Annotated in this window: 27 protein-coding genes and 1 tRNA gene; 12 read left to right on the plus strand and 16 right to left on the minus strand. The window is 39.0% G+C overall.

The annotated features are described in order from the left end of the window. Positions 1 to 61: 61 nt before the first annotated feature. From VOI17_RS14525 to VOI17_RS14540, 4 genes are all read left to right on the plus strand, one after another. Positions 62 to 511, plus strand: coding sequence for a nucleoside deaminase (locus VOI17_RS14525; RefSeq protein ID WP_323757951.1), 450 nt, complete (start codon positions 62 to 64; stop codon positions 509 to 511). A 31-nt stretch (positions 512 to 542) separates the two neighbouring features. Beyond that, positions 543 to 1148 (plus strand): superoxide dismutase, encoded by a 606-nt coding sequence (locus VOI17_RS14530; protein WP_323757952.1) that lies wholly within the window; start codon positions 543 to 545, stop codon positions 1146 to 1148. Positions 1149 to 1353: 205 nt separating this feature from the next. Further along, positions 1354 to 3267 carry a DUF3857 domain-containing protein gene (locus VOI17_RS14535; RefSeq protein ID WP_323757953.1) on the plus strand — a complete coding sequence of 638 codons (1914 nt, stop codon included), beginning with the start codon at positions 1354 to 1356 and terminating at the stop codon, positions 3265 to 3267. Continuing rightward, a complete protein-coding gene (locus tag VOI17_RS14540) occupies positions 3264 to 5168 on the plus strand; it encodes a DUF3857 domain-containing protein (RefSeq protein WP_323757954.1) in 1905 nt (634 codons plus the stop codon). The genes VOI17_RS14535 and VOI17_RS14540 overlap by 4 nt, the downstream gene beginning before the upstream one ends. Positions 5169 to 5230: 62 nt before the next feature. On the opposite strand, the gene VOI17_RS14545 is transcribed toward VOI17_RS14540, so the two are convergent. From VOI17_RS14545 to rfbC, 14 genes are all read right to left on the minus strand, one after another. Continuing rightward, the gene (locus tag VOI17_RS14545; RefSeq protein ID WP_323757955.1) at positions 5231 to 5635 is read right to left on the minus strand and encodes a type II toxin-antitoxin system VapC family toxin; all 405 of its coding nucleotides are present in this window, start codon (positions 5633 to 5635) and stop codon (positions 5231 to 5233) included. After that, entirely contained in the window at positions 5632 to 5862 is a 231-nt protein-coding gene (locus VOI17_RS14550) for a hypothetical protein (RefSeq protein WP_323757956.1), read from the minus strand. Before VOI17_RS14550 ends, VOI17_RS14545 begins: the two co-directional genes overlap by 4 nt. Positions 5863 to 6012: 150 nt before the next feature. Beyond that, a complete protein-coding gene (locus tag VOI17_RS14555) occupies positions 6013 to 7248 on the minus strand; it encodes a cysteine desulfurase-like protein (protein ID WP_323757957.1) in 1236 nt (411 codons plus the stop codon). Between the two features lie 85 nt (positions 7249 to 7333). Next, the gene (locus VOI17_RS14560; protein ID WP_323757958.1) at positions 7334 to 7759 is read right to left on the minus strand and encodes a DoxX family membrane protein; all 426 of its coding nucleotides are present in this window, start codon (positions 7757 to 7759) and stop codon (positions 7334 to 7336) included. A gap of 88 nt (positions 7760 to 7847) precedes the next feature. After that, the gene (locus VOI17_RS14565) at positions 7848 to 8618 is read right to left on the minus strand and encodes a hypothetical protein (RefSeq protein ID WP_323757959.1); all 771 of its coding nucleotides are present in this window, start codon (positions 8616 to 8618) and stop codon (positions 7848 to 7850) included. Between the two features lie 94 nt (positions 8619 to 8712). Continuing rightward, entirely contained in the window at positions 8713 to 10743 is a 2031-nt protein-coding gene (uvrB, locus tag VOI17_RS14570; protein ID WP_323757960.1) for an excinuclease ABC subunit UvrB, read from the minus strand. 93 nt (positions 10744 to 10836) lie between these two features. Continuing rightward, positions 10837 to 11604: a shikimate dehydrogenase gene (locus VOI17_RS14575; protein ID WP_323757961.1), complete on the minus strand. Its 768-nt coding sequence runs from the start codon at positions 11602 to 11604 to the stop codon at positions 10837 to 10839. After that, complete coding sequence (locus VOI17_RS14580) at positions 11605 to 12543, minus strand: DUF368 domain-containing protein (RefSeq protein ID WP_323757962.1); 939 nt, start codon at positions 12541 to 12543, stop codon at positions 11605 to 11607. A gap of 6 nt (positions 12544 to 12549) precedes the next feature. After that, positions 12550 to 13311 (minus strand): phosphosulfolactate synthase, encoded by a 762-nt coding sequence (locus tag VOI17_RS14585; protein ID WP_323757963.1) that lies wholly within the window; start codon positions 13309 to 13311, stop codon positions 12550 to 12552. Then, positions 13312 to 14715, minus strand: coding sequence for a tetratricopeptide repeat protein (locus VOI17_RS14590; RefSeq protein ID WP_323757964.1), 1404 nt, complete (start codon positions 14713 to 14715; stop codon positions 13312 to 13314). It lies immediately after the preceding gene. A 95-nt stretch (positions 14716 to 14810) separates the two neighbouring features. After that, entirely contained in the window at positions 14811 to 15791 is a 981-nt protein-coding gene (locus VOI17_RS14595) for an SDR family NAD(P)-dependent oxidoreductase (RefSeq protein WP_323757965.1), read from the minus strand. A gap of 5 nt (positions 15792 to 15796) precedes the next feature. Next, positions 15797 to 16348 (minus strand): tyrosine-protein phosphatase, encoded by a 552-nt coding sequence (locus VOI17_RS14600; RefSeq protein ID WP_323757966.1) that lies wholly within the window; start codon positions 16346 to 16348, stop codon positions 15797 to 15799. Beyond that, positions 16329 to 16538: a CpsB/CapC family capsule biosynthesis tyrosine phosphatase gene (locus VOI17_RS14605; protein WP_323757967.1), complete on the minus strand. Its 210-nt coding sequence runs from the start codon at positions 16536 to 16538 to the stop codon at positions 16329 to 16331. The genes VOI17_RS14600 and VOI17_RS14605 overlap by 20 nt, the downstream gene beginning before the upstream one ends. Then, complete coding sequence (gene rfbC / locus VOI17_RS14610) at positions 16535 to 17080, minus strand: dTDP-4-dehydrorhamnose 3,5-epimerase (RefSeq protein WP_323757968.1); 546 nt, start codon at positions 17078 to 17080, stop codon at positions 16535 to 16537. Before rfbC ends, VOI17_RS14605 begins: the two co-directional genes overlap by 4 nt. A gap of 166 nt (positions 17081 to 17246) precedes the next feature. On the opposite strand from rfbC, the gene hflX reads away from it, so the two are divergent. After that, positions 17247 to 18446: a GTPase HflX gene (gene hflX, locus VOI17_RS14615; protein ID WP_323757969.1), complete on the plus strand. Its 1200-nt coding sequence runs from the start codon at positions 17247 to 17249 to the stop codon at positions 18444 to 18446. A 223-nt stretch (positions 18447 to 18669) separates the two neighbouring features. Here the strand turns inward: hflX and VOI17_RS14620 are convergent, their stop codons facing one another. Then, positions 18670 to 20127 carry an FAD/NAD(P)-binding oxidoreductase gene (locus tag VOI17_RS14620; protein WP_323757970.1) on the minus strand — a complete coding sequence of 486 codons (1458 nt, stop codon included), beginning with the start codon at positions 20125 to 20127 and terminating at the stop codon, positions 18670 to 18672. 138 nt (positions 20128 to 20265) lie between these two features. On the opposite strand from VOI17_RS14620, the gene VOI17_RS14625 reads away from it, so the two are divergent. The 4 genes from VOI17_RS14625 (at position 20266) to VOI17_RS14640 (ending at position 23225) form a co-directional block, all read left to right on the plus strand. After that, positions 20266 to 20880 carry a DUF3365 domain-containing protein gene (locus VOI17_RS14625; protein ID WP_323757971.1) on the plus strand — a complete coding sequence of 205 codons (615 nt, stop codon included), beginning with the start codon at positions 20266 to 20268 and terminating at the stop codon, positions 20878 to 20880. A 108-nt stretch (positions 20881 to 20988) separates the two neighbouring features. Continuing rightward, entirely contained in the window at positions 20989 to 21624 is a 636-nt protein-coding gene (locus VOI17_RS14630; protein ID WP_323757972.1) for a DUF2202 domain-containing protein, read from the plus strand. A 204-nt stretch (positions 21625 to 21828) separates the two neighbouring features. Next, a tRNA-Arg gene (locus VOI17_RS14635) sits at positions 21829 to 21900 on the plus strand. 137 nt (positions 21901 to 22037) lie between these two features. Beyond that, positions 22038 to 23225, plus strand: coding sequence for a site-specific integrase (locus VOI17_RS14640; protein WP_323757973.1), 1188 nt, complete (start codon positions 22038 to 22040; stop codon positions 23223 to 23225). A gap of 52 nt (positions 23226 to 23277) precedes the next feature. Here the strand turns inward: VOI17_RS14640 and VOI17_RS14645 are convergent, their stop codons facing one another. Next, positions 23278 to 23943 carry a helix-turn-helix domain-containing protein gene (locus VOI17_RS14645; RefSeq protein ID WP_323757974.1) on the minus strand — a complete coding sequence of 222 codons (666 nt, stop codon included), beginning with the start codon at positions 23941 to 23943 and terminating at the stop codon, positions 23278 to 23280. 129 nt (positions 23944 to 24072) lie between these two features. On the opposite strand from VOI17_RS14645, the gene VOI17_RS14650 reads away from it, so the two are divergent. From VOI17_RS14650 to VOI17_RS14660, 3 genes are all read left to right on the plus strand, one after another. Beyond that, positions 24073 to 24351: a hypothetical protein gene (locus tag VOI17_RS14650; RefSeq protein WP_323757975.1), complete on the plus strand. Its 279-nt coding sequence runs from the start codon at positions 24073 to 24075 to the stop codon at positions 24349 to 24351. A 61-nt stretch (positions 24352 to 24412) separates the two neighbouring features. Then, positions 24413 to 24784 carry a hypothetical protein gene (locus VOI17_RS14655; RefSeq protein ID WP_323757976.1) on the plus strand — a complete coding sequence of 124 codons (372 nt, stop codon included), beginning with the start codon at positions 24413 to 24415 and terminating at the stop codon, positions 24782 to 24784. Positions 24785 to 24886: 102 nt separating this feature from the next. Further along, entirely contained in the window at positions 24887 to 26293 is a 1407-nt protein-coding gene (locus VOI17_RS14660; RefSeq protein WP_323757977.1) for a DUF3987 domain-containing protein, read from the plus strand. Positions 26294 to 26308: the final 15 nt, after the last annotated feature.

Below are 26308 nucleotides of genomic sequence, written 5' to 3' on the forward strand. Positions count from 1 at the left end.
TACTTATTCTGAAAAGATTTTTGCTTTCAATGGCCTGTTGGGTAAATAAAACGTTTGAACTTTGGAACTATCAGTACATAAAGACGAGTTTTTCATGGGTGAGGCTTTAAAGCAAGCCCAAATGGCTTTCGACAGGGGAGAAGTTCCTGTTGGGGCGGTGGTAGTTGCTGAAAAACGAATTATTGCTCGGGCCTATAACCAAACAGAGCAATTGAATGATGTTACTGCCCATGCTGAAATGCTGGCATTGACTTCGGCCTTTAATTATTTGGGGGCGAAATATTTGAAAGAGTGTACTTTGTATGTTACGTTAGAGCCTTGCGTCATGTGTGCCGGAGCTCAATATTGGGCGCAGCTCGGCAAACTGGTGTACGGAGCCAAGGATATCCGAAGAGGATACAGCATTCACCAAAGAAACTTGCTACATCCTAAAACAGAAGTGGTAGGAGGCTTGTTAGAAGTAGAGAGCGAAGCGCTTATGAAGTCGTTTTTCTCTAAATTGAGACCATAAATTTTTGTTCAACATAAAATCATAAATAAACATGGCATTTAAACTTCCAGATTTACCATATGCATTTGACGCGCTTGAACCGCACGTGGATGCAAGAACGATGGAAATCCATCACGATAAACATCATGCAGGTTATACCAACAACCTGAACGCAGCAATTGAAGGTACTGAAATGGCGGGCAAAAGTATTGAAGAGCTTTTGGCCAATCATACTGACAATGCAGCAGTAAGAAATAACGGTGGCGGTTACTTTAACCACGATCTTTTTTGGACAGTAATGTCTCCAAACGGTGGCGGTAAGCCTTCAGGCGATTTAGCCGCAGCAATCGATTCAGCTTTTGGCTCTTTCGATGCTTTTAAAGAGGCCTTCTCAAAAGCAGCAGCTACGAGATTCGGTTCTGGTTGGGCTTGGCTTTGCGTTCACTCAGGTGGCAAAGTAGAGGTTTGCTCTTCTCCTAACCAAGATAACCCAATGATGCCAAATGTAGGCTGTGGCGGAAAGCCAATTTTGGGTCTTGATGTTTGGGAACACGCTTATTACTTGAACTACCAAAACAGAAGACCTGATTACATTAACGCTTTCTTTAACGTAATTAACTGGGACGAAGTAACCAGAAGATACAACGAAGGAAAGTAAGATTCTAAAATCTTGATGAATTCAAAACCACCTCTGAAAAGGGGTGGTTTTTTGTTTTATTAATATTGTTTTTGACCTCAGTCAAAAGACACTATCAATTGATTGATGGACTTATTTAAAATAATAGGGTGAATATATTAGTTTTTTCTTGTGTTGAAGAGGGGGTTGTCCTATTTTGACACGTTAACCTTATAATTTTTTAAAAATGGAACGAGTAATCTTGTGTGTCGCCATTCTGTGTTTGAGCTATTTTAATGTCACAGCGCAGGTCGAATCCCACGAATTTGGGAAAATAGATAAAGCGGATTTGGAAATGACGGTGTATTCACCCGATTCAGGAGCTGCTGCGGTTTACCTAGTAGATAAGGGAAGAGCAATATTTAATGAGAGTAGTTTCGATATGTACCTCACACAACTGGTGCGAATTAAGATATTGAAAGAAGAAGGTTTTAAGTGGGCGGATATAAAACTTGACTACTTAAAAGGTAACGGAATTACTAAGCTAAAAGCTGCTACTCACAATTTGGTCGATGGAAAAATAGTAACCACTGAAATGGGGAAGAAGGATTGGGTTGATGAGAAAATCAATGATGACCTTTGGTCAAAAAAGGCTTCCCTCCCAGATGTTAAAGTGGGATCTATAATAGAATATACTTATACGCGAAAAACTGGTGATTTCTCCCGTCTTCCAGCATGGATATTCCAAACGTCAATTCCTGTTAGATACTCTGAATACGAGATTGATATACCAAGGTATGGCGATTATCAAACGATGATGAAGGGCTATATCCAACCCGCATTTGTCGACAATTCTCTTGGTAAACAGCATATCGTAATGAAAAATGTTTCTTCCTTAGATAATGAACCTTATGTCGCAACCATGGAAAATTTCAGGTCAAAAATTGAGTTTGAAATTAAGGCCATTGATATACCTGGTTACTTTAAAGAGGTATATATGGAAAACTGGGAGGCAATTAATAAGGATTTACTTGAAGACGTTGCCTTTGGTAAGGCATTGGAGGCCAGTGGTCAAATAAGAAAAATATATCCTGACGAAAAGGAATGGAAGAATGATGAAGCGAGTCTAATTGATATCTTCAATTTTGTTAGAGACAATTATGAATGGAATGAAAGAACAGGGCTCTACATGTATGATAGTCCTCGTCAGACTTGGGGAGACAAAAAGGCCTCGGCTCCAGAAATTAACATGACACTTATTATGTTTTTGAGAAATGCGGGAATTAGTGCCGATCCCGTGATTCTAAGCACGCGGGCGCATGGCTATTTAAATACATATGTTCCATTGATCAAACAATTCAATAGAACTATTGCCTCGGCAACGATAGATGGTAAAACTTACTTGATGGATGCTACCAATAAACTTAGACCCTATAATATACTCCCAACGAGTTGCCTTAACGGTCAGGGACTCAAAATTACATTAACCGGGCCAGAATGGGTTGACTTGAGTTTGAATAAGGAAATGGATACTGAAATTGTAACGGGTAATTTACGGGTAAATGATGACGATATTTTAGAAGGAGATGTGAGCGTAGTGTTTAGAGGAACAGCCTCTACACGAACGAAGAGCACTATTGCTGACCTCGAAGAAGAAGATTTGAAGGATGTTTTTGAAGATTTTGATGGTGAGATTGAAAACGTTTCGTTCAAATATGCGGATGAGGCCAAGGATAATGTAGAGGGTCAGTTTGACTTTACAAGAGAGAGTGGTGTGAGTTTTATTGGGGATAAAATATTTGTGAATCCAGTGTTAACTAAATTCATCAAGGAAAACCCTTTTAAGCTTGAAACCCGGCTTTATCCAGTTGAATTTTCTGCACCCATAATTAATATGTACATGTTTAATGTTGCTATTCCAGAAGGCTTTGAAGTAGAAGAGTTACCAGAAAGTAAGAATATTGCGTTGCCTGATAATGGAGGTAAGTACAGTTACCTATCTGCCATTCAGGGAGATAAAATCCAGGTTGTTGTTCGCTTGAACTTGTATAAAACAAGCTATTTACCCGATGAATATCCTCTGCTCAAAGAGTTTTTTAATCATGTTATAGCCAAGCAGGAAGGGCAAATTGTATTTAAGAAAAAGAAAGTTAAGCCATGAAAAGCATCACTTTTATTATCGTACTGTATCTCAGTATAGCTTCAGTTTATGCGCAAGACTATGCTGTCAGCAAAATACCAGAGAACCTTAAGAAGGGGGCTAATGCGATTGTAAGAACTTGGGATAGTCAATTCACTATTGAAAATGAAGAATTGTCTGTTTACCAAGTTAAGAAGGCCATTACTATTCTTAAAGAAGAAGGGAAGTCTTGGGGGCAGTTTATAGAGTTTTATGATAAACTGGATAAAATTAAAAGCATCAAAATCACCCTTTTTGATGCAGAAGGGAAGTCGGTAAAAAAAGTAAAATCTTCCGAAATAGAAGATGTGAACATTACCAGTTCTGGGTCTCTCTACGATTCTAATCGATTGAAAGGGTACATTGCTTCTGATATTGAGTTACCATATACGATTGAAATTGAATTTGAGAAAATCGAAAAATCTTCTTTACATTACCCCGTTTGGGGCTTAAGATCAGCTCCAGGCTTGGCGGTTGAAAAGGGTACATTAGAGGTACGTACACCTCCTGCCTATGGCCTTCGATATAGAGAAGAGCATTATGATGGAGAGGCAGTAATTAATACCAATGATTCAGGTATTACATATCAATGGGAAGTTTCTAATCTTCCAGCGATAGAGCAGGAATACCTTGGCTCTTCTGTCTTCGATATGAGCCCACATGTGCTTTTGGCTCCTTCCACTTTTAGTATGGAAGGGTTTAGTGGTTCAATGGATAGCTGGAAGTCTTTTGGAATGTGGATCAATAAATTGAATAATGGACGCGATCAATTACCTGTCGAGTTAGAGTCTAAGCTAAAATCGATGGTGGCTGGTGTTTCAGATGATAAAGAGAAAATAAAATTAATTTACGAATACCTCCAATCCAATACCCGATACGTGAGTATTCAGCTTGGAATAGGAGGTTACCAACCTTTTGAGGCTACCGATGTTGCCGAAACTGGTTATGGCGATTGCAAGGCCCTAAGCTACTTTACCTATAGCATGTTAAAAAGTGTTGGAATCAAGTCTAACTATACTCTTGTTCGTGCGGGGGAAGATGAAGATGATATTATTACAGACTTTCCAAGCAGCCAGTTCAATCATGTAATTCTTTCTGTGCCGATGGAAAAAGATACCGTATGGCTGGAATGTACAAGTCAGGATGCGCCCTTTAACTTTTTAGGAGGCTTTACCAGCGACAGACATGTATTAATGATTACTGAAGACGGTGGAAAATTAATCAAAACACCGAGCTACCCAATGGAAGTAAATACCCAAACGCGCGTTGGTGAGGTAGCTTTTGACAAAGAGGGAAATGGGCAAGCATCTATAGAAACAATATATAAAGGAAGACGCTACGATGATTATGCGATGGTAGTGAAAGCGGGGAAAGAAGACCAGCGGAAACATTTGTTAAATAGTATTGACATTCCCGCATTTGATTTAGGTGATTTCAGCTTTGAACGTGAAAAGTCAGAGAACCCTACCCTCAAGCAAACGCTTAGCATTGGTTTAAGAAAATATGCCTCTCAATCTGGGGAAAGATTATTTTTTGTACCCAACCTACTTACCAGGCAAGAGTACGTTCCTCCAAAAATCGAAGATCGTGAATCGCCCATTGTGCTTAAGTATGCTTATGTAAATACTGATTCCATAAAATTCAAAATCCCAGAAAGCTATCGACTGGAATTTCAACCCGAACCGGTGACTCATAAGTCAGAATTTGGGGAATATAATGTGAGCTACCAGTTTGACGTGGAAACCAATGAACTGACTTATATCAGGAGCATTCAAATGAAAAAGGGTACGTACTCAGCGGAGTTATACAATGATTACCGAGATTTTAGGAGAGAAATATCAAGAACTGATAGAAGTAAACTGGTTTTGATTGGTTCGACTTAGAATGGATTATAAATATTGCCTTATTCAAAACCACCTCTACAAAGGGGTGGTTTTTTGTCTGGCTAAAGTCTCCAATTTTTGATATTCAGGCCTTTTATTGGAGCATAGTGTTTTTCATTATTTGTCACTAATGTAAGATCATTTTCCATAGCAATTCCAGCAATGAGGAGGTCGGATGTTCCAATAGTAATACCTGACTGCCTAAGTTCAGCATATTTACCTCCGGAAATTCTGGCAGACTCCTCTGATAAATGAATAACTGTATTGTTGCTTACAAACTCTTCAAAATCATTGAGTTGCTTTTGAGCGTTTTTGAATTTAAGACCTCCAATAATTTCAAAATAGGTAATGATTGATATGTTGATTTGATCGTATTCTTTTAGGTATTTGGTGAATTCCCGAACAACGTTAGGTTCACCTCGAAAATAAAAGGATAGTATATCAGTATCGACTAAACACTCTGTCATAAAATTTGACGGTCGTTACTCCTCCTGGTATGAAGGTCTTCTGTAAGGTCAGAAAATAGGTCTTCACTCAAATCACTCCAAGAGCCAGCTAGCTTTAGGGTTTCTTCTTTTGATTTGAATTTACTTTCAATTTTATTCAACTCTTTACTTAACTCGGTAAGTTTATCCGTGGAAAGCATCTGAATTTTTCTAATCAGACTGTTTCTTAATTTGTTTCTGACGTTCATAAGTTAAAAATAAGAAGAATTCGACAGTTTATGTAATTCTATGATTTATTCATTTCAAGCCTACAATCTGTTTGAAGGTCATTTTGAAAGTAAAAGGGTCGAATTCGACTCCTTAAAACCCTATTAATTTGACCTAATGTCAAACAGATACTATAGAACCTTATCCAATACCCCAATCAACCTATCCACTTCTTCCAGTGTATTGTAATGCACAAAGCTTACGCGTACTGGGCCGCCCTTGGCTTCTAGGTTGAGGGATTGCACCAATTTTTTGGCATAAAAATCACCGAAACGAATACCAATGCGGTGCGGGTCTACTTGCTTTACAATGGCTTCGCTTTTTAAAGTATCATGATGAAAAGCAATGGTGGATACTCTTCTTTTCTGATCCCCATTTTGCACGCCAAGGGTGGTTACCGTGTCTTTAGTTTTTAGAAAATCCATAAAGCGATTGGCCAACGCTTCTTCATGGGCGGCAAATAAATCGAAGCTTTTCTGAAATTTTATCTGGTCATCCGCTTTGGTGTCATTTGAAAAATGATGATCGTGAACATCTCTCAAATATTCCGTCAGTCCAGCCATGCTATAGGTCAGTTCAAAGTTCTTATTGCCAGGTTGAAGTTTGTAAGGCACTTCTGTGATAAAGTAATGGTTAATGCCTGCCATGGCCTCCAGAATTTCCAGTTTTCCATACATCAAAGCGCAATGCGGTCCATATACTTTATAGCAACTGAATACATAAAAATCGACATCCAAAGCTTGAACATCCACTAAGCGGTGAGGAGCCAGTGCAACGCCATCCACACAGAATAGCGCTCCAGCTTCATGCACCACTTTGGCCACTTCGGCTATTGGGTTGATGGTGCCTAAAATATTGGAAGCATGCACCATAGTCACCAGTTTTGTTTTGGCTGAAAGCAGTTGCTTTAGATCTTCGATTTCAAACTCAAGGCTTTCTGGGTTTACCTCCCAAATTTTCACCACAATGCCTTTTTCTTGTAGGTCCATCCATGGCGAGCAGTTGGACTCATGTTCGGAATTGGTAGTAATTACCTCGTCTCCGGCTTTCCATGCTTTTGAAAGCGTTAGGCTCAAAATTCTAAACATCATGGTGGAGGAGTGACCCATCACAATTTCTTTTGGGTCTTTGGCATTCACGAGTTTTGCCATTTCTTTAGTAGCAAAATCGACTTTCTCTCCTGCCAAACGCGAAATTTCATAGGAAGCTCCGTGCTGTACATCATAGTTGAGTAGGTATTCCGAAATTCTATCGACCACAGGTTTTAGGGTTTGAGAACCACCGGCATTGTCCATAAAAACGAAACCGTTTTTTAAGGCAGGGAAGTAACTTCTAACAAAATCGAGATCGAGTTGAGGGCTGTTCATAAGTTGGTAATTAGACGGATAATATAAGAAAGGGTAGCGATCTCTGCTACCCTTAGTTTTTAAATGGTGGACGAGTTAAACTCCTTTACTTTTTTCCAATGAATTGATCTACCTCTAGAAACGGCTCTTTAATTAATGAAAGCCCGAATGCGGCAGCAGCTGCTGAAAATACTGAATAATCAAGCGGGGCTTTTATACCGAAAGAAAAGGCCATTGATAGACCGAAAATCAGTAGCAGAATACCACTCAATTGCGCGGTAAGCCTAGTTTTGAAGCCAAGGATAAGTAATACTGCAAATAGGACTTCTAGAATTGTAGCGCTCCACCCCATAAAGGGTACTAAACTTTCGGGTGCCCACGGAACCATACTACTAGTGTAGGTCAAAAAAGTCTCCATATTTCCCCATACAGAAATTTCTGCAGGCCAAAACCCAAAACGGTCGGCTACTGCGGAAAGGAATGCTATACTTAAGGCAAGTCTCAATAACACTTTTATCCAATGTGCTTTCATACCAGCAAAGTAAAGACTCCTTGGCTTGAAAAAAACAAAAAGGGATGCTTTTGACACCCCTTTCTCTCAAACAAAAATTCAAAACCTATTAATGTAATTTCTTAGCAATCAAATCAATTTTAGGCTTAGCGTCTTCTCTACCTAATTCAAGAGCTTTTTGATAGTTTTCTAAAGCCTGTTTGTAAGTAGATTTCTTCTTGCTAGGCGCCAGTTTTGTTCTCTGTGCAGCAAGAGAGTAAGCCTCACCTCTGGTATAATAAGAGTCTGCCTCACTAATTTGGAAGGCCGATTTCATTGCTGAAATTTGCTGATCCAAAAGCTCTAATTCCATTGTTTTTGCTTCAATCATTTCATCTTGATTCAAAATGGTTTCTGATTGAATGTTGTTCAATGCTGCTAACTTCTGGTTATTGTTGGCTTCTGTATCTAAACGAGCTTCTAACAAGGCGATGTCATTCTTTTGCGATTCAAAATCTGCCTTCAATTTCTTTAAGCTATTCGCATAAGTGTTTTGCGCTGAAGTCGAGGTTTTCAGTGACTTTTCTAAGCTCGAAATCTGAAGAGAAGTTTGAGCTATGTAAGATTTCAACTCGGTTAAATGCGCGATAAAGTCTTCTTGAGAATCGCTGTTCTCTAAAGTTACTCTGAGCATTTTTCTGCCCAAATCAATTGAATCCATTAATGTCATGGCCTTGAATAAAGTAGCAGAAGTTTTTTGGCTGCTTTTTATTTCTAAAGAAAGGCTGTCTATTTTGGCAACAAGGTTTGAGTTTTCACTCATCAATACTTCTTTCTCTTTTTCATTAGAGCAGCTGAACAATGTCAAGATGATTACTCCAATGATAATTTGCTGTTTCATGTTTTATTTTCTGTGGTTTTAGCCATTTGACGCAAACTTTAGAAAAGGTCACAGCAGAAGAACAGAAATATTTTTGGAGACAGATAAAGGGCAGTTAATGTGATTGTTTTTTTCTTAATAACTCCTTCAATTCAGCTAGTTCATCACGCAGTCTGGCGGCTTCGATAAAGTCGAGGTCTTTGGCGGCTTTCTCCATCGACTTTTGGGTTTTGAGGATCATTTTTTCCATCCCTTCTTTGCTCATATACGCCACAACAGGATCGGCAGCTATGGAAATACTTTCGTTTTCAGTATAGTAGTTCTTTTTCTGTTTTCTAGAATCTGCCACCGAAGTTTGGTTCCTAATGTCTTCTTTCGATTTATGAATGGTAGTTGGCGTGATACCATGTTCCTCATTATAGGCCTGTTGAATGGCCCTTCTTCTTCGTGTTTCGTCAATGGCGCGCTGCATGGAAACCGTGGTTCGGTCGGCATACATAATCACCATACCGTTTTGGTTTCTTGCAGCACGGCCAATGGTTTGTACCAAAGAGCGTTCATTTCGAAGAAAACCTTCTTTGTCGGCATCTAAAATCGCGACCAATGAAACCTCTGGCAAATCGAGCCCTTCCCTTAATAAGTTTACGCCTACCAGTACATCGAAAACACCAAGTCTTAGATCACGCAGAATTTCAACCCTATCCAAGGTGGTTACTTCTGAGTGGATATAGCGGACTTTAACATTGGCCCTTTCTAAATACTTAGAGAGCTCTTCGGCCATTCTCTTGGTTAAAGTGGTAATGAGTACGCGCTCATCTTTTTTCACACGAATGTCAATTTCTTCCAGAATATCATCGATCTGGTTGGGGCTAGGTCTTACTTCAATAATTGGGTCGAGTAAACCAGTAGGACGAATCACCTGTTCTACCACTTCGCCTTGAGTAAGGTTAAGTTCATAATCGGCCGGGGTAGCGCTTACGTAAACTGTTTGCTTGGCCAAACCTTCGAACTCGTCAAATTTTAACGGGCGGTTATCCATGGCTGATGGTAGCCTGAAACCGTATTCCACCAAGTTTTCTTTTCTTGATCTATCGCCACCCCACATGGCCCGCACTTGCGGTAGTGTTACGTGACTTTCGTCAACTACCATTAAAAAATCTTCTGGAAAATAATCGAGCAAACAGAAAGGTCTTTGCCCTCTTTCGCGTCTATCGAAATAGCGTGAATAGTTTTCCACGCCAGAGCAGTAGCCCAATTCGCGCATCATTTCTAGGTCGAATTCAGTCCGTTCCTTCAGTCTTTTGGCTTCTAAGAATTTGCCATCTTCTTCAAACTGGTGGAGGCGCTCCACTAAATCATCTTGAATTTCAAGAATGGCTTGGTTCAATACATCTTTTCCAGTTACAAAAAGGTTGGCAGGGAAAATGGTGATGATTTTTTCGTCCGAGATCTTCATTCCTGACATTGGGTCAATCATTTGTATGGCCTCAATTTCATCACCCCAGAAGTATATACGATAAGCGAAATCGCCATAAGCAATGAAAATATCTACGGTGTCGCCCTTTACCCGAAAAGTACCCCGTTTGAATTCAGCCTCTGTCCGGCTATAAAGAATATCGACAAAGGCAAAAAGAAGTTTGTTGCGTGAAATAGCATCACCTACTTGTAGTGTAATCACATTTTTACCAAACTCTTCTGGGTTTCCAATACCGTAAATGCAGGAGACAGAAGCTATCACAATCACATCCCTTCGGCCTGTAAGTAAGGCGGAAGTAGCACTCAATCTTAGCTTTTCAATTTCTTCATTAATAGAAAGGTCTTTTTCTATAAAAAGGTTGCTACCCGGAATAAAGGCTTCAGGTTGATAGTAATCGTAGTATGAAATGAAATACTCAACCGCATTGTCTGGGAAGAACTGCTTGAATTCCCCATAGAGCTGGGCTGCCAAGGTTTTGTTATGGCTTAAGATCAAGGTGGGTTTTTGAACTTCTTGAATAAGGTTGGCTACTGTAAAGGTTTTACCAGAGCCTGTAACACCCAATAGCACTTGGCTAGCTTCTCCTGCATTAACACCTTCGGTTAAGGCCTTGATGGCTGTAGGTTGGTCACCGGTAGGTACAAAGTCAGAAGCAAGCTTGAAATCCATAAGGCAAAACTAAGGGAAAGTGTTAGCAACAAAAACCTCTTTCAGTTGTTTTTAGTTCAGCAATTTTTGAGTGAACTCGGCAGTGAGGAAAACTTACTTATTCCAAATTTCCCATGAGGCTTCAGCTTGGCCATGTAACATTTCCAAACCGTTTTTTACCCAACATTTGGCTTCAATTCCTTTTTGCATAAAAGCGGTAATGAGTGGGTTATATACCAAATCATAGAGAAAATGATCGGTAGTTAGTTGATGGTAAGGTAAGTCTGGAAGACTATCTATTTGAGGAGCCATGCCTAATGGCGTGGTATTGATGATGAGTTTGTAGGTGTTGAGGTGTTGAGCTGTTAAAGTGTTGGAGTGCTGGGGTGTTGAGGTGCTGAAGTGTTGGTATGAAAGTTCATCTGTTTGTGGATTGCGGGAGATCAATTTGAATCGAATATCTAAGTCTGAAAGCGCAGTTTGGACTGCTTTTGAAGCCCCGCCTGTTCCTAAAATCAAGGCGTTTGTGGGCATAGGATTGGCGCCAATAAACTTCACTAACGAAGTTTTAAAGCCCAGGTAATCGGTGTTAAAGCCCTTCAGTTTTCCTTTCTGGATTTTAATGGTGTTTACTGCGCCAATGGCAGCGGCTTTTTCATCCACATCATCAAGGAATTTCATTACCGATTCTTTGTAAGGAATGGTAACATTAATGCCTTCTAGGCCATTTGTGTTTTTTACTAAGGCAGGAAATTCCTCAATATCCTCAAGAGGGTAAAGCTCATATTCGGCTTCTATTCCTTCTTTTTCGAATTTATCAGAGAAGTGTTTTTTCGAAAACGAATGGCCGAGAGGGTAACCGATCAGTCCAAATTTTCGCATTTACTTTTTAGGGTTTAGCGCAGCTGCAACTCTATCCATTGCCAATACAATCAGGAAGCCACCAGCAGCAAATAAAATGGCTTCTAAAAAGAAAGGTTCGGCACCAGTCTTTGCGAAATATTGATTGGGTAAAATATTAGCTTCAACCAAAGGTTTTAAGTCACCATGACGGTCTATATAGGTCTCAATGGCTTCTTTCCAAGGCCAAACTTTGTTCAATGAGCCAATCATAAACCCTGATAAAATACCTACTGTAATGTTATGATATTTGTTGAAAAGCCAACCCACTAAACGGGCAAAACTGAGTAAGCCCACTATGCAACCCAAGCCAAAAATGGCAATGTCTACAATTCTAAATTCCTTTACCGCTGATAGTATGAACTCATACTTCCCAAAAATAAGAAGAATAAATGCCCCTGAAATACCGGGCAAAATCATGGCGCAAATGGCCACTGCACCTGCTATAAATAGAAACCAATAGGCTTCTGGCGTTTCAGCAGGAGTGGCAGATGTAATGAAGTAAGCAGCAGCAATGCCCAAGGCAATGGCCACAAAAACGCTAATATTCCAATGTTTGATTTCCCTTAGGATAATCAGGGCTGAAATAACAATAAGACCAAAAAAGAAAGACCAAACCTGTATTGGATACTCGGCCAACAAATGGGTAATTACTTTTGCTAGTGTGAGAACACTGGTGGCAATTCCCGCTAAAAGTGGCAATAAGAAGTTTCCATTAACATGCTTCCAAAGCGCTTTAATCTGAAATTTCTTGAGGTACTGAAGTGCCTGAAGGTCAACGCTGCGAATAGCATTCAGTAGGGTTTCGTAAATGCCAGTAATAAAGGCAATCGTCCCGCCCGAAACTCCAGGAACCACATCAGCACTACCCATGGCAATACCCTTGAAGTAAAGGAGAATGAATTCCTTAAGGTTCTTCATTCTTAATTATTTGTCCAAAAAGTGACTGAAAGTATCTCCTCTTAAACCTAAACGAATGGTTTCAAGTGGAATCAACTCTTCTGGTGAAATGTTTCCAAGATTTACATTGGCGCCAACCAGCTTAATGAAATACACTTGTTGCGCTTTTTGTGGAGCTTCCCAAATGATTTTTTCAAAAGGAATTTTGGTTAGAATTTCTTGAACCAAACCTGAACGAACTTCTCCGCTTGACCTGAAAAGGCCAACATTACCACCTTCACGTGCCTCACCAATTACTTTCCATGCTCCAGCATCTAGCTCTTTCTGCATCAGTTCAATCCATTTGTACGGAGGGATAATTTTCTCCTCATCCTTGGAACCAACTTCTGAAAGCACAGTAACTTGTTTGGATAATTCAGTGATATACTCACACTTCTTATCGTGATCCATATCCAATGAACCATCAGATACTTCAGCAAACGGAACTTGAAATTTGTCTAGTAATTTTCTGTAATCGTCAAATTTATTTCTGACAGCAAAGGCTTCGAAAAGTGTCCCTCCAAAGTAAAAAGGGATTCCTGCAGCTCTAAATACATTAAGCTTATCTTCTAGGCCAGCCGTTACATACGAGGTAGCCCAGCCTAACTTAATTATGTCTACATGGTCAGCGCTAACGCTAAGGAAATCTTCCGCTTGTCTAACACTTAGGCCTTTGTCCATGACCATGGTGAAGCCTTTTTCTCTTGGTTTCTGTGTCCTTTCGGGCAGGTTATCTAAAAAGTAGTGCATTTAAATTTTATTTCGGTGCTGATCAATGATCTTGTATAATGCTTTTTGGGTTTCAATTTTAGGAAAGAAATCAAAAAGTACTTCGTGATTTTCAAAGTCCAAAATTAAAGCATTTTCTAGATAAGCAAAGGCTTCTTTGTATCTACCTGCCGATATTTGGTAAACCACCATTCTATACATTAAGTCAGAATGTTCGGGAAGTTCTTCCAAAGCCCTATCAATCAATTCGATGGCTTTTATATGCTCTCCTTGTTCGTAATGAATGAGCGACCAATCAAGCCAAATCATTTCGTTGTTGGGTTCAAGCATGGCGGCCTCTTGATAGGCCTCAAAACTGGAAACGATATTGCCTACGTGCTGTTCAGCATCAGCTATAGCCAGCCAATAGTTCGCATTTTCGGGGTCCAACTTTAGTGCTTTGTTAAAGAAATGAATGGCTTCATAGTACTTGTCTTGTTCAGACAAGCAACAACCTATTCCATACCAAGCATCTTCATAAAACTGATCAAGCTTTGTGGATTTTCGGTAATACTTCATGGCCAACTCGTATTGCTCGAGTTTTTCATAAGAGGTGCCAATACAACAGTAGGTTTCAGCTGAGGGGCCTTCATTCGTTAGCGTATTCTTATATGCTTCTAGCGCCTCATCATACTTGTCAATGTTCATGTAGGAATTACCCATGTTGAACCAAGCCGATGAAAATGTATCGTCAATGACCAAAGCATAATCGTAAGCTTTTATCGCTTCTTCATAGCGTTCGAGCTTGTTTAATACGATTCCCAAATTATACCATGCGTAGGTAGAATAAGGATCTTGATCGATGAACTGCTTATAATAATCAACGCTGTCTTCCAATTTGCCTGTAACGTCTAGGCAATAAGCAAGCTCGTAAAGTGCACTTTCGTGATTTAAATTAAGCTCGATGGCCTTTTTATAATGTCCTATTGCCTCTTCAAATTTGGAATTGGTTTGGTAGGTAAGGCCCACATTATAATATACTTCTGATTTGTCTTCGGCATAATCCAATGTGCTGAGCAAAAGTTCAACTGCTTTTTTATACTCACCTAAAAAGGAATAAATGGTTCCTTTCACGGTGTTCAATTCCACATCATTCGGATGCAAATTTTGAGCTTCATCAATCACCCTAAGGGCTTCTTGATAATTTTCTTTACCAATGTAGCACTGCGACATGAGCAAGCTTATTTCTTGAGAAAACGGGAATTGATCAATGGCGAGCTTGCACGCTTTTAAGCCCTTGCCAAATTGAAGGTGATCGATGTAATACTGAATAATCGTTTCGTATTCAGTGATATCGAAAAAATTATATGTCTTTTGCTTGAGTTGCTCTTCGAATTTCTTGATCAGCCCACGTTCCTCTTCTCTGCTAGGATAGTCTTCTTGCATCTATTTTCGAAAGGTTTATTCAAAGTAAGGAATAAATGAATGGCAAACTATATGGCCCTGTCTTTTTTTTCCTGATCCGTTTATATCCCTGTTTTTTAAAGGTTGTGCATAGATTTAAGTTCTCTAACGCTCCAGTCTAGAGTTTCGTTCACAGGGCGAAACTCAAAGTTTAAAGCTTTTTTCACTTTATCATTTCTGAAGTGATAATGCATACGTGATAGCTTGGCGGTATCGCTTGTGATTAGTGCACTTTGGCGCATTATTCTAGAACGTACAAACTCTAATTTTACGGCTACTTTGAGCATCCAGTAAGGAACTGGTTTGGTGGGTGGTTTTTTGCCAAATCGGCTAGCCACTTCGGTAAAGAAATCTCTAAATTCTTTTGTGCCTGCGTTAAGAACGAACCTTTCGTTTTGAACATTCGCACTTAGTAATTTAACACAGATTTCTGCTACATCGCGTACGTCCACAAAATTGATGGTACCTTCTGGATGAAATTTTTTGCTGTCGTAAGCATATTTAAAAACCGAAGTGCTTCCGCTACCCCATAAGCCGGGGCCCAATACTACGGAAGGGTTTACAATTTTCACATTCAAGCCTTCTTGAGCGCCACGCCAAACTTCCAGTTCTTGTAAATATTTGGATCGTGCATAAATGGAGTCATATTCTGTGCCTTCCCATTTGTCTTTTTCGTCAATAAATTTCTGTCCAGGCTTTCTGCCCAAGGCGGCCACAGAACTTATTTGCACAAAGCTTTTTACATCAGCTTTTAAACATGCGTTTACCAGATCGGCAGTGCCCTGTACATTGGTTTTGTACATTCGATCCTCATCTCTTTTGTCAAAAGAAATAATCGCAGCCCCATGAATTACTCCGTCAATACCTTCCAGTGCTTCGAGCAGAAAGGTGGTGTCGTTCATATCGCCATCTACCCATTCAATTTGGTCGGCAATATCTTCAATCAAAGTCAGTTGGCTACTTCCGCGTTTGACAGCCCGAATGGACTCCCCATTTTTAATGAGTTCTCTACAAATAAAGCTACCGAGTAGGCCCGTAGCGCCAGTGACAAAAACCATAAGTTCTAAAGGGAATTATTTAGAAGATCTAAATCCATTAATTTTTTAAAGTACTTTGTTTTCACCGCTTCTTTCAACAGTTCAATATGCCCCATATTGTGACAATCGGTGCCTACTAATTTCACCGCTTTCATGTCAATGAGTTTTTCGGCAAACTTTTGCACAGGCTTAGAATAACAACCTGTAAGCGCAATGATGTTCAACTGTAGAATTACATTTCTATCAATCAATTCATCCAGTAAATATTCGCTTTGCATTAAGTATAAATAGCGTTCTGGATGGGCAAAAACAGGTTTATAACCTTTTAAACTCAGCTTAAAGGTGACTTCTTTTAATTGTGGGGGCATGTTCATAAAAGGGGTTTCGAACAAAACGTGCTTATTGCCAAAAGTCATTAATGGAGCTCCTGAGTCTATCAGCTCTACAAACGATTCATCGAGGTAATATTCTGTGGCGGCCTCTAGCTGAATATTGATACCTTCTTTTTTGATTGCTTCACGCATGATTTCCAACCCAGCATAAATATTCTCTGGAGAGTTATCGTATGTGCCAGGCATGGAGTGGGGGGGTGGTGATAACCTTCTCATAGCCAATGGCTTCCATTTCGCGTAAAACCGTTAGCGATTCTTCAATAGACTGTACCCCGTCATCAATCGCAGGAATTAGATGCGAATGAATGTCTGTTTTGATAGGCAAAACAGAGGCGGGAGAAGTATCCTTTGGCTTTAAAAAAGAAAGTATACTCAAAATAAAGGTGCGTTTTTGTAGGCTACAAAATTAGGTAAAAGTTTATCCTTTTCAGACACGATTGGGTTTTCTATTTGCCAGTCGATATTTAGCTCTGGATCATTCCATAAAATACCGCCTTCTGATGCTTTATTGTAATAGTTAGTACACTTGTATGAAAAAACACTGTCTTCTAAAGCCAAGAAACCATGAGCGAAACCGGCAGGTACGAGGAATAGATTATGTCTTTTGGCGTCTAAAATTACTGTATGATGTTTTCCGAAAGTAGGAGAGTTAGGCCTTAGGTCTACTGCCACATCCATTACTTTGCCCAACGCTACTCTAACGAGTTTTGCTTGTGCGTAAGGTTCACTTTGGAAGTGAAGCCCACGTAATGTACCCTTCACAGAAAACGATTCGTTGTCTTGAACAAAGTCGGTTTGTATTCCGAGGTCCTCAAAAGTCTTTTTTCGATAAGATTCAAAAAAATACCCTCGGTCATCTCCAAACACGGTAGACTCAATTTCGTAAAGGCCATCAAAGCCTGTTTCTATAATTTTCATTGCTAAAAGATTCCTTTCAAACTTAAGCTGTTAAGCTTTCTTATCAAACGATAAGGTGTTACAAAACTATTATACCCTTAAATGGTGTTTATACTTTTTAGTTTCATGACGCAATTTCTGGGTTGAATTTAGAAATGGCTTCGATAAGTAGTAATTTTGATGCTTTATGGGAGGATATTTAACAACGGATACGGACGAAAAAACAGCAGTGATGGTCGCGCTCATCACTAAAGGCCAACCCGAGGAAAAGGTAGTAGAGTATTTGGATGAATTGGCCTTCTTGGCCGAAACGCTGGGGCTTGAAGTTGTAAAGTCATTTACACAAAGGATGGAAAGGCCAGAGGTAAGGACATTTGTAGGTAAGGGTAAGCTCGAAGAGATTAAAACTTACTGTATAGCAGAAGGTGTTAAAACAATTATTTTTGATGACGACCTTTCTCCTTCTCAGTTACGAAATTTAGAAAAGGAGCTGGAAGTTAAAATCTACGACCGTAGTTTACTCATCCTAGATATCTTTCTTTATCGTGCACAAACAGCCCAAGCTAAAACTCAGGTGGAACTGGCAAGATCCAAATATTTGCTACCTCGATTAACCAGAATGTGGACTCACCTAGAAAGACAAAGAGGTGGTACGGGCACAAGAGGCGGGGCTGGTGAAATGGAAATTGAAACTGACCGTAGGATTGTCAGGAATCAGATTGATGTACTGAAAAAGAAGCTGGAGAAAATTGAAATGCAGAATGCAGTTCAGCGAAAATCCAGAACGAGCATTGTGCGTGTGGCATTGGTTGGATACACCAACGTGGGTAAATCCACCCTTATGCGTTTAATGACCAAAGCGGATGTATTGGCTGAAAATAAACTTTTCGCTACCGTGGATTCCACGGTTAGAAAAATAGCCATTGACGATATTCCTTTCCTGTTGTCCGATACCGTAGGTTTTATTAGAAAACTGCCTACACACTTGATCGAATCTTTTAAATCTACTTTGGATGAGGTAAGAGAGGCTGATATTCTTTTACACGTAGTAGATGTTTCGCACCCTTATTTTCAAGACCAGATGGAAACGGTAAACCAAACTTTGGTAGATCTTGGTGCAGCAGATAAACCAACAATTATCGTTTTCAATAAAATTGACAAGTTGGTTGAATCTTTAGATCCAGAAATAGAGGAGGAAATGGAACATCCGCCAATGACATTGGAAAGGCTGAAAAAAACCTATTTAAATGCTGAAGGTGAAAGCGTTGTGTTTATTTCGGCAGAGAAAAAAGAGAACATTGCAGAAATGCGTGAAGTGATTTTCGAGAAGGTGAAAAAACAGCACATGACCATTTTTCCCAACTACTTGAAGGACACATATTATTAAAGGATTAATATACTTCAACTGATAGACCGTTATTTTTGGGTCTATCAGAATGAGGTGATTATCGTTTTTTCTTTAGAATAAATTCTTATTTCCTAGTACCCCCGTGTCCGCCCGCTACTATCCTAATGATCCGAACATTCAAATAAATAAATTTGAAAAACTGGATGACTGGATTACGCATGTACGCTTTTTGGCGCTTTGTTATGGTTTGTTTCATGGTATTTTATTCTGGAATTAACCACCAAAATGGTTTCATTTTGGCTTTGTAAATAAATGCATAGTGTAGGGAAAGCTTTACCCAATGACCGGCAAGCCCAATATCTCCAAATGTCTTTTTAATGTCCCTTCCGCCTGTTTTTTCATATTTTTTGTAATCTGGAACAATAGGGAAAGTTGTGATACTAACGCCACTGCCAGTTATAAGCCCATAACCTGCGGAAGCAATACATGCTGCCCCCATATTCCCTAAGGAACCTTTATGGTTTAATGACTCTTTTCCGCTTTTGATGGAATCGATAATATTGTCTGCTACTAGTTTAGCTGTAATACCTGATGGCATTCCTGTCCTTGGAGGTGCTGGAAATATTTCTGTTCCATTCGGGTTTTTTCTAGGTTTTGAAATACTATGCGGTGGCGCAAAAGCAATGCCTGGCGCGAAAATGTTTGGATAGTTCGGGTTCTGATAGGTTTCCGGCCAATCTTGAACTGTCCATTCCTCGTATGGCTTGGCGGTATAGTCGGCATCTACAACCATAAAGCCTTTGAAAAGCTTAGGAGTTATATCTCCTCCTTGTTGGTCATAAGCTTTGAATCCATGACCCGAAAACGCTGGAATCAGCATGGCGAAATCAAACTCTTCGGTGTTGTGTTCTCCTTCGAGATTTTCATAGAAGGCTTTTCCTTGATCTATTTTATTGACACCTGCCCCTAAAATCCATTCTATTTCTCTATCCCGGAAAACCATTTCTACCATATCACTTGATTTCATTGGTTTCCCTTGATAAGACAGCAGCATTCCATCCATGCCAAAGTCTCCTAAAGAGGACTCATTGGTAATCCATTTTATGGCTACTTTATCCCGAACCTTTCTTCTCCTTAGTTCTTGCTCTACATTGAGAATATATTCAAAAGCAGCTCCTTGACAGGTAGCTTTTGCATGCCCTGTTCCTATAAGTACTTTTAGTTTGGAGGAGGAATTCTTTGCTTTTTCAATTAGCTTTTCCAATCCACTTGCGGCATGCTGTGCATGATCATAGGTGCAGACGGAATAAACATCATCTGTACCAGGGTTAAGTCCCTCTGTTAAGTCAAAAGCTAATTTTGGTCCTGTTGCATTGACGAGGTAGTCGTAAGCAACTTTCTCTGTTTTCCCCTTCTGTTCACCAAAAACATATTCCACAACTACGTATGGTGGGGTACTGTCATCTCCATCAGGATGGAATGACACAACTTTGGCTTGCTTAAAGTTGATGCCTTTCTTTTTGTAGAGCGGTTCCAATGGAAAAATAATCTGCTCTGGTTGCATCCTTCCTATCCCCACCCAAATATTTGAGGGAATCCATTGGTAGTTCCGGTTTGGCGAAACGACCAGCACTTCATGTTTCTTTGAGAGCTTTCTTCTCAAATGGGAAGCGGCAGTATGACCCGCTATTCCCGATCCTAATATTACGACTTTAGACATGTTGCTCTATTTATAGAACAAGTTTACGACTAGTAATAATAGTATTATGACACAAATGTTACATATAAAAAATAAGGGTAACATTTGTTACAGAACTTTCTATTGATTTAGTTTTACTTTATTGAAAAAGATAGAATTATGAGGCGACTAATAATCCCACTTATTTTGATTGTAACGGGCTGTACTAATCATAAAGGAACTTCCACACCATCTATTAATGAGTTAACAGAATTGGCGATGAATGAGGGGGGTGAAATTTCAATTTTGGCACAAAAGACACTCGGTAGCCAATTGAAAAAATCGATCTCAGATAATGGAGTTACTTCTGCGGTGCAGTTTTGCAATTTGGCCGCATATCCCATTCTTGACACATTGAAAATAGCACCTAATGCTATTATTAAGAGAGCTTCGCTTAGGGTTAGGAATCAGAAGGATGAACCTTCAGATGTGGAACGAGCAATACTTGAGCAATATGCTTTATCGCTGGAAAATGATGGCGATCTCAACCCTGTGGTAGAAGTAATTAATGAGAAGCAGGTACTCTATGCTAAACCAATTTTATTAGATAGTCCTCTTTGTTTGAACTGTCATGGTCAGGCAGGTAGTCAGGTTACTTCAGAAACACTAAAGTCGATACAGGAATTGTACCCAAATGACAATGCTCTAAATCATAAAATGGGTGATTTGAGAGGAATATGGAGTATCACATTTGATATCAGTGAGCTGACCAATTACCTAAAAAATATCAAGTAACTTCTTTCTGCTAACCTTAGGAACCCGGTTTTTCCCTTGACAGGTGTAACAAATGTTGCCAATACTCATTTGGCAATTGGCTTTATTTGAATAAAAATATCATAGATCATGAAAAATTTATTCAATTACATATTGTTAAGCTTATCCGTGGTAACGCTCTCGTGTAGTGATTCCAGTGATGAGATGATTACTACAGACGATGAATTAATCAATATACAAATTTGGGCACTTCCAGTAGAGCCTTTGAGTGAAACTGAAATAGAGGCGCTTTTATTTATGCGAGAGGAAGAAAAATTAGCAAGGGATGTGTATGATCATCTATATACGATTTGGTCATCAAAAATCTTTAATAATATCTCAGCGAGCGAGCAGTCTCATACAGACGCAGTACGAACACTCTTAAATAAATATAAATTGGAGGATCCCGCAATTAATAGTGCTCCTGGGGTATTCGTCAATCAAGAACTTCAAACATTGTATACAGAATTAATTCAGATTGGATCGGTAAGTTTAGAGAGTGCGCTTAAAGTAGGTGCGGCTATTGAAGAAATTGATATTTTGGACCTTCAAAGAGAGTTAGGTTCCAATGTGGATAATGAAGACATTATTTTAGTTTTTGAAAATTTGATGAAGGGGTCAAAAAATCACCTTAAATCTTTTGTGCTGAACTTAAAAAATCAAAATATTGCTTATATCCCTCAATATTTAACTCAAGAAGAATTTGATGCGATCATCAATTCTTAATTTCAGAGCAGCTGGGTATCTATAAACTCCTGTTACATTTGTCATAATCTATCCCCAGCAGGGTTTTATTAGCCATTGGTTGTCTTTATCATTGTTTACCAAGAGAAGCGTCTGTCTTTGTGGTAAAGTCTCCTAAAGCGATCTTCCCAAATTACTTGAAAGACACATATTATTAATTAATTTTGTTCCTCCAAAAAAAGGAATGGTCCCGTAGTTCAACGGATAGAATAGAAGTTTCCTAAACTTTAGATACAAGTTCGATTCTTGTCGGGATCACACTTAACACTAACTAACAAGTGTAAACAAGAGATAAGCCACTGAATAACAGTGGCTTATTTGGTGTTAAGGCATGTTAGTTCTCTTGTCCTATCTTGTTAATTCCCGTAAATTGTTATCCAAAATGTTATACAACTATGGGAGTTTCATTCAAGCCGATTTTCAACCGAAACAAAACTAAAACCAAGAGCAATCTCTACACTATTCACCTACGGGTGACAATCGATAGGGAGATCCGGTTCTTTAATCCCAACCTTCCCAAACTAGAAAGTAAATATTGGCAAGGGAGAGAAAACAAATGGGTGAAGGATAGCCATCCGCAAAACCATTTGTTTAACAAAGCGCTTATGGACCGAATGCAAGAACTCCAAGAGTACGTAAACAAGCTGTACTTTCTCGATCGTCCAGTAACTTTCCGGCAGCTGTCCGAATTTTTTGAAAGAAAGGGAGACAAGGAATCTTTCAATGATTATATAGATCACTATTTGAAGATCATCAAGTTTAAATCACCGAACACCCGTAAGAAGTACAATACCTTCAAGAAGCATATCAAAGAGTTCAATCCAAAAATCAAGTTTAAAGAGTTGGGGGAAGGTCTCATTTTAGAGTACCGGGACTTTCTTTTAAATAAAGGACTGGTGGGCTCAACCGTAACCAAGTACTTTGATCCATTTAAGAAGATTGCCAGGCATGCTCTTAAAAACGATTATTTAATTCGTGATCCATTTTTTGAGGTCAAGCTGGAGGTGCCAGTTTCAGTGGTGAAAAGAACAGCTCTTACCATATCAGAAATTGAAGCATTGGTAAACCTTAAGTTCGAGAAAAAGGAAGAACAATATTTAGAGCTGCACCGAGACCTGTTTGTCTTTCAGTGTTTAACTGGGCTATACTATAGTGATGTACGTGGCTTAACGGCCGAGAATTTTATCAATTCTGAAGCTGGGCTATTACTGGTAAGTGAAAGGTTTAAAAATGGCTACCGCTATATTGTGCCTTTGTACAAGTTTCCAGAAGCAATCAGGCTTTTGAATAAGTACAAAGCTGAAGATTCTCCCTTGGTATTTCCAACAGTTGTAGACCAGGCATTTAACAGAGCACTCAAAATAATTGGCCCAATGGCCAAAATAGAAAAGGTGCTTTATAACAAGGTTGGTCGCCATACATTTTGTGAACTGTTAATATCAAAGGGCTATCCAAGGGAATACGTGGCCAAAATGGCTGGCCACCAAAATTCAAAAACGACAAAGACTTATTTTGATATAAGCACAAGCCACTTTATTAATGAGCTGAATGGGTTTGGAGCAGTTGAGTTTAAAACTGAATAATAAATGATAGCAGTTCCTTAGCCTTTTAAATGTGGAGTAGATTTTCAAGCGCTTATCGTTCGTTAGGGTCTACTAGTCCAAATTTTGTCTTTAATCGCTGGAAAACTCCTCCGGGCTCTGTATCCTCCTCTTTAATAGATGTTAGGGCAACCTCTTTCTCAATTTCATTGACGCCTTCAAACCCTAATTCAATAAGTTTTTTTCTGAATTTGTGGTTAAGAATAATTGACTTGAAAGTTTGATTGTCAATGGCCTGTTTAGTTTCATGTAATTCTTTAAATTCCTTTTCGAGCTTGGTGTATTCGGCTTTTTGGTGATTGACTATTTCCCAAAGTTGTTCATTCCTCTTAGTAAGCTCTCCCTCTTCAAAACTCTGCTTTAGCAATTCAACATTCTTTTTGAGTAATTCTACAATTTCCTTCCATTGCTCATTTTCCTTCTCCAGTAGTTCGTTTTTCTTTTTTAATGCTTCAATTGTAACTTCTGATTCCTTGTCAAAAAATGGCCATTCATCTTTGTCCTCGTTATAAAGGAGCATAAAAACAGGGGTATCAAGCTTTTTGGCAATTTCAAACAGCTTATTAAGTGTTATTTGAGAGCTTCCTCTTTCTACTTTACCATAATTTGATTGATTTACACCAATAGCCTCAGCCATTTGGTCTTGACTCAATCCTCTAGAAACTCTTAATTCCTTAATTTTTTTCAGAACATAGTCCATTTTCAAATATAGTATATTTGAATGGAGACTATATTAGTTGTTCTTTAATTATTTTTTATTCAATCCCTTGCGTTTCTAATTAATTAGAAATAGTTTTGAAATAATTAAAATAGTCTAAAAATAACTACAATGGAAAATCAGTTTCTAATCATCCCTAAAAGTGAGTTTGACGAACTCAAGTTTGGACAGCAAAGAATACTCGAAGCATTACGGGCGAAGCATGATTCAACTAATACAGATCAATCCGAATACCTGACTACTAAAGAATTTATGGGCAGAGTTAAAATTGCTCGATCGAAATTCGATGAATTAGTTGCTGATGGAAAGGTGAAAACTGTTAGGCCAAATGGAGGTAGAAAAATCTATGTGCCAGTAACTGAAGTTGCGAGGTACTTTGAGGCGGAATAAAAAAGCATGGACTGCAATCCATGCCTTTTCAATTAAGTAATCTAATTAACAAATTATAATCATGACAAATCTACAAAATTCTTTGGAAAGGTTAAGAACCTTAGCCAATGACCTACCGGAAAATCAGAAAAGCGTAATTCTTGATTCTATCCAAGATATCCATAACACCTGGCGCATTAGTCATCATGTGGAAGAACACATAGAGAGCCTGAGACAGTCTTGTATAAATAAAAACATAACTGCGAAGGGCGAAAGGACTATTCGTCATTATATGGCATTGGCCTCTAGGTTCAAAGAACAAGAACAATCGAACTTTCAAGAGTTCATTACTGCCCTTAAAAAGGAATTTGCTCTTAATGAAAAGGAGCGAGACTACTGGAAGGAACAATTCTTAGGAATTAGGGGTGAATTATCAACCACTACTACAGAATAATTATTAGGGGCTTGATGCCCCTTTTTCAAAACTTAATTTTTCAAATCAACAACCAGTGTATGACTCCTCATACTTATTCATCACGTCCAATTCAATCTCCCCATGTCCATTGAACCGAAACATGAAAGTCTTGAAACAGCTACTCTATTAGTTGAGGAAATAGAGAATCATAAGGGTGAATTAGCCAAGGTTGAGACACCACTCTTTCCTGCGCACATTTATAAAATACTTCCAAAATTTCTGAGAGAAACATGTGCCTTTTTTGATCAAGGTAGAGATAAGGATGTATTTCTTGCGAGTACACTTACCGTATTAAGCGGCTGTATGCCTGGAGTAAAATTTCAACACGATGGGAAGACGTACTGGAATAACCTTTTCTTATTCATAATCGCTCCAGCAGCCAGCGGTAAAGGAAAAATGAATTATGGTAAATTTCTAGCCCAACCTATTCAAAGAAGATACATAAAGGAAAATGACCTGAAAAAAGAGGATTATCAATCACAGCTTTCTCTATATCGAGCAACTCCAGCTAAAGATAGACTATATTCGGCTGAACCATTAGAACCAGAATACCAATACTTATTCATTCCAGCGAATAGTAGTAGTGCCTCTTTTGTCGAGACTATGGCACGCATGCAAAGTTCCATTCTTTTTGAGTCTGAAGCCGATACATTAGGCAATACGCTAAAGCAAGATTGGTCTGGGTATAGTGATGTGTTGAGAAAGGCTTTTGAGCATGAAACACATTCTCAAAACCGAAAGGGACCGGGTAATTATAAAGAAATTGAAGACCCTTGCCTTTCGGTAGCATTGAGCGGTACACCTGGGCAGTTAAGGGGGATTATCCCAAACTCTGAAGATGGTTTATTCAGTCGGTTTATGTTCTATTACTTCGATGGGGATGAAGAGTTTAGGAACGTCTTTGGCAGTAAATCAAAACCAATACCCTATAGTGATCAATTAGAGCCTTATTCAAAGGAATTATTACAGATTTATGAAAAGTGCGAAAAATGGGGTGAGGTACGTTTTTCGTGGAAACCAGATCAGGAGAATCAATTACAGGACTTATACGAGAAATTGACTAAGTATTATGTCCGATCGTTTGGCTCAGATGTCAAGAGTATCATATTCAGATCAGCAATAATTATTACCCGAATAGCCTCAATACTAACCGTTCTGCGCACTTGGGAGCGTCAAGACTATTCTAACAACCAACAAGTATGTTCAGGAAAGGACTTTGATATTGCTGTAGCGTTAGCAGAAACATTCATTGAGCATTCAATGAAAATGCATTCTCATCTTTTGAAAAGAGACCCAACGGATGTATTTCCTCTTAAGAAAAAACAATTCTTTTTAGCCCTTCCTGATTCTTTTGAAACCAACGAGGCTGAAAGAATAGGCGATGAGCACAGTATCAAGGACAGAACAGTTCGAAAATATTTAAGAGACTGGGATATTAATGGACTGCTAGTAAAACTTGATCAAGGAAAATATGAAAAGGCAACATAACGTGCCGTGTGCCTT

It is taken from the genome of Roseivirga sp., from assembly GCF_034669765.1.
Lineage (GTDB): Bacteria > Bacteroidota > Bacteroidia > Cytophagales > Cyclobacteriaceae > Roseivirga.

What these genes read in the sequence shown, in the direction of transcription:
- VOI17_RS14660 (WP_323757977.1), top strand. Translation starts at nt 24,887, where the DNA reads ATGTCCATTGAACCGAAACATGAAAGTCTTGAAACAGCTACTCTATTA.
- VOI17_RS14600 (WP_323757966.1), bottom strand. Translation starts at nt 16,348, where the DNA reads ATGCCTGGCACATACGATAACTCTCCAGAGAATATTTATGCTGGGTTG.
- VOI17_RS14540 (WP_323757954.1), top strand. Translation starts at nt 3,264, where the DNA reads ATGAAAAGCATCACTTTTATTATCGTACTGTATCTCAGTATAGCTTCA.
- uvrB (WP_323757960.1), bottom strand. Translation starts at nt 10,743, where the DNA reads ATGGATTTCAAGCTTGCTTCTGACTTTGTACCTACCGGTGACCAACCT.
- VOI17_RS14535 (WP_323757953.1), top strand. Translation starts at nt 1,354, where the DNA reads ATGGAACGAGTAATCTTGTGTGTCGCCATTCTGTGTTTGAGCTATTTT.
- VOI17_RS14530 (WP_323757952.1), top strand. Translation starts at nt 543, where the DNA reads ATGGCATTTAAACTTCCAGATTTACCATATGCATTTGACGCGCTTGAA.
- VOI17_RS14575 (WP_323757961.1), bottom strand. Translation starts at nt 11,604, where the DNA reads ATGCGAAAATTTGGACTGATCGGTTACCCTCTCGGCCATTCGTTTTCG.
- VOI17_RS14595 (WP_323757965.1), bottom strand. Translation starts at nt 15,791, where the DNA reads ATGGTTTTTGTCACTGGCGCTACGGGCCTACTCGGTAGCTTTATTTGT.
- VOI17_RS14555 (WP_323757957.1), bottom strand. Translation starts at nt 7,248, where the DNA reads ATGAACAGCCCTCAACTCGATCTCGATTTTGTTAGAAGTTACTTCCCT.
- VOI17_RS14655 (WP_323757976.1), top strand. Translation starts at nt 24,413, where the DNA reads ATGACAAATCTACAAAATTCTTTGGAAAGGTTAAGAACCTTAGCCAAT.
- VOI17_RS14545 (WP_323757955.1), bottom strand. Translation starts at nt 5,635, where the DNA reads ATGACAGAGTGTTTAGTCGATACTGATATACTATCCTTTTATTTTCGA.
- VOI17_RS14560 (WP_323757958.1), bottom strand. Translation starts at nt 7,759, where the DNA reads ATGAAAGCACATTGGATAAAAGTGTTATTGAGACTTGCCTTAAGTATA.
- VOI17_RS14645 (WP_323757974.1), bottom strand. Translation starts at nt 23,943, where the DNA reads ATGGACTATGTTCTGAAAAAAATTAAGGAATTAAGAGTTTCTAGAGGA.
- VOI17_RS14580 (WP_323757962.1), bottom strand. Translation starts at nt 12,543, where the DNA reads ATGAAGAACCTTAAGGAATTCATTCTCCTTTACTTCAAGGGTATTGCC.
- VOI17_RS14550 (WP_323757956.1), bottom strand. Translation starts at nt 5,862, where the DNA reads ATGAACGTCAGAAACAAATTAAGAAACAGTCTGATTAGAAAAATTCAG.
- rfbC (WP_323757968.1), bottom strand. Translation starts at nt 17,080, where the DNA reads ATGAAAATTATAGAAACAGGCTTTGATGGCCTTTACGAAATTGAGTCT.
- VOI17_RS14630 (WP_323757972.1), top strand. Translation starts at nt 20,989, where the DNA reads ATGAAAAATTTATTCAATTACATATTGTTAAGCTTATCCGTGGTAACG.
- VOI17_RS14620 (WP_323757970.1), bottom strand. Translation starts at nt 20,127, where the DNA reads ATGTCTAAAGTCGTAATATTAGGATCGGGAATAGCGGGTCATACTGCC.
- VOI17_RS14625 (WP_323757971.1), top strand. Translation starts at nt 20,266, where the DNA reads ATGAGGCGACTAATAATCCCACTTATTTTGATTGTAACGGGCTGTACT.
- VOI17_RS14565 (WP_323757959.1), bottom strand. Translation starts at nt 8,618, where the DNA reads ATGAAACAGCAAATTATCATTGGAGTAATCATCTTGACATTGTTCAGC.
- VOI17_RS14650 (WP_323757975.1), top strand. Translation starts at nt 24,073, where the DNA reads ATGGAAAATCAGTTTCTAATCATCCCTAAAAGTGAGTTTGACGAACTC.
- hflX (WP_323757969.1), top strand. Translation starts at nt 17,247, where the DNA reads ATGGGAGGATATTTAACAACGGATACGGACGAAAAAACAGCAGTGATG.
- VOI17_RS14590 (WP_323757964.1), bottom strand. Translation starts at nt 14,715, where the DNA reads ATGCAAGAAGACTATCCTAGCAGAGAAGAGGAACGTGGGCTGATCAAG.
- VOI17_RS14640 (WP_323757973.1), top strand. Translation starts at nt 22,038, where the DNA reads ATGGGAGTTTCATTCAAGCCGATTTTCAACCGAAACAAAACTAAAACC.
- VOI17_RS14585 (WP_323757963.1), bottom strand. Translation starts at nt 13,311, where the DNA reads ATGCACTACTTTTTAGATAACCTGCCCGAAAGGACACAGAAACCAAGA.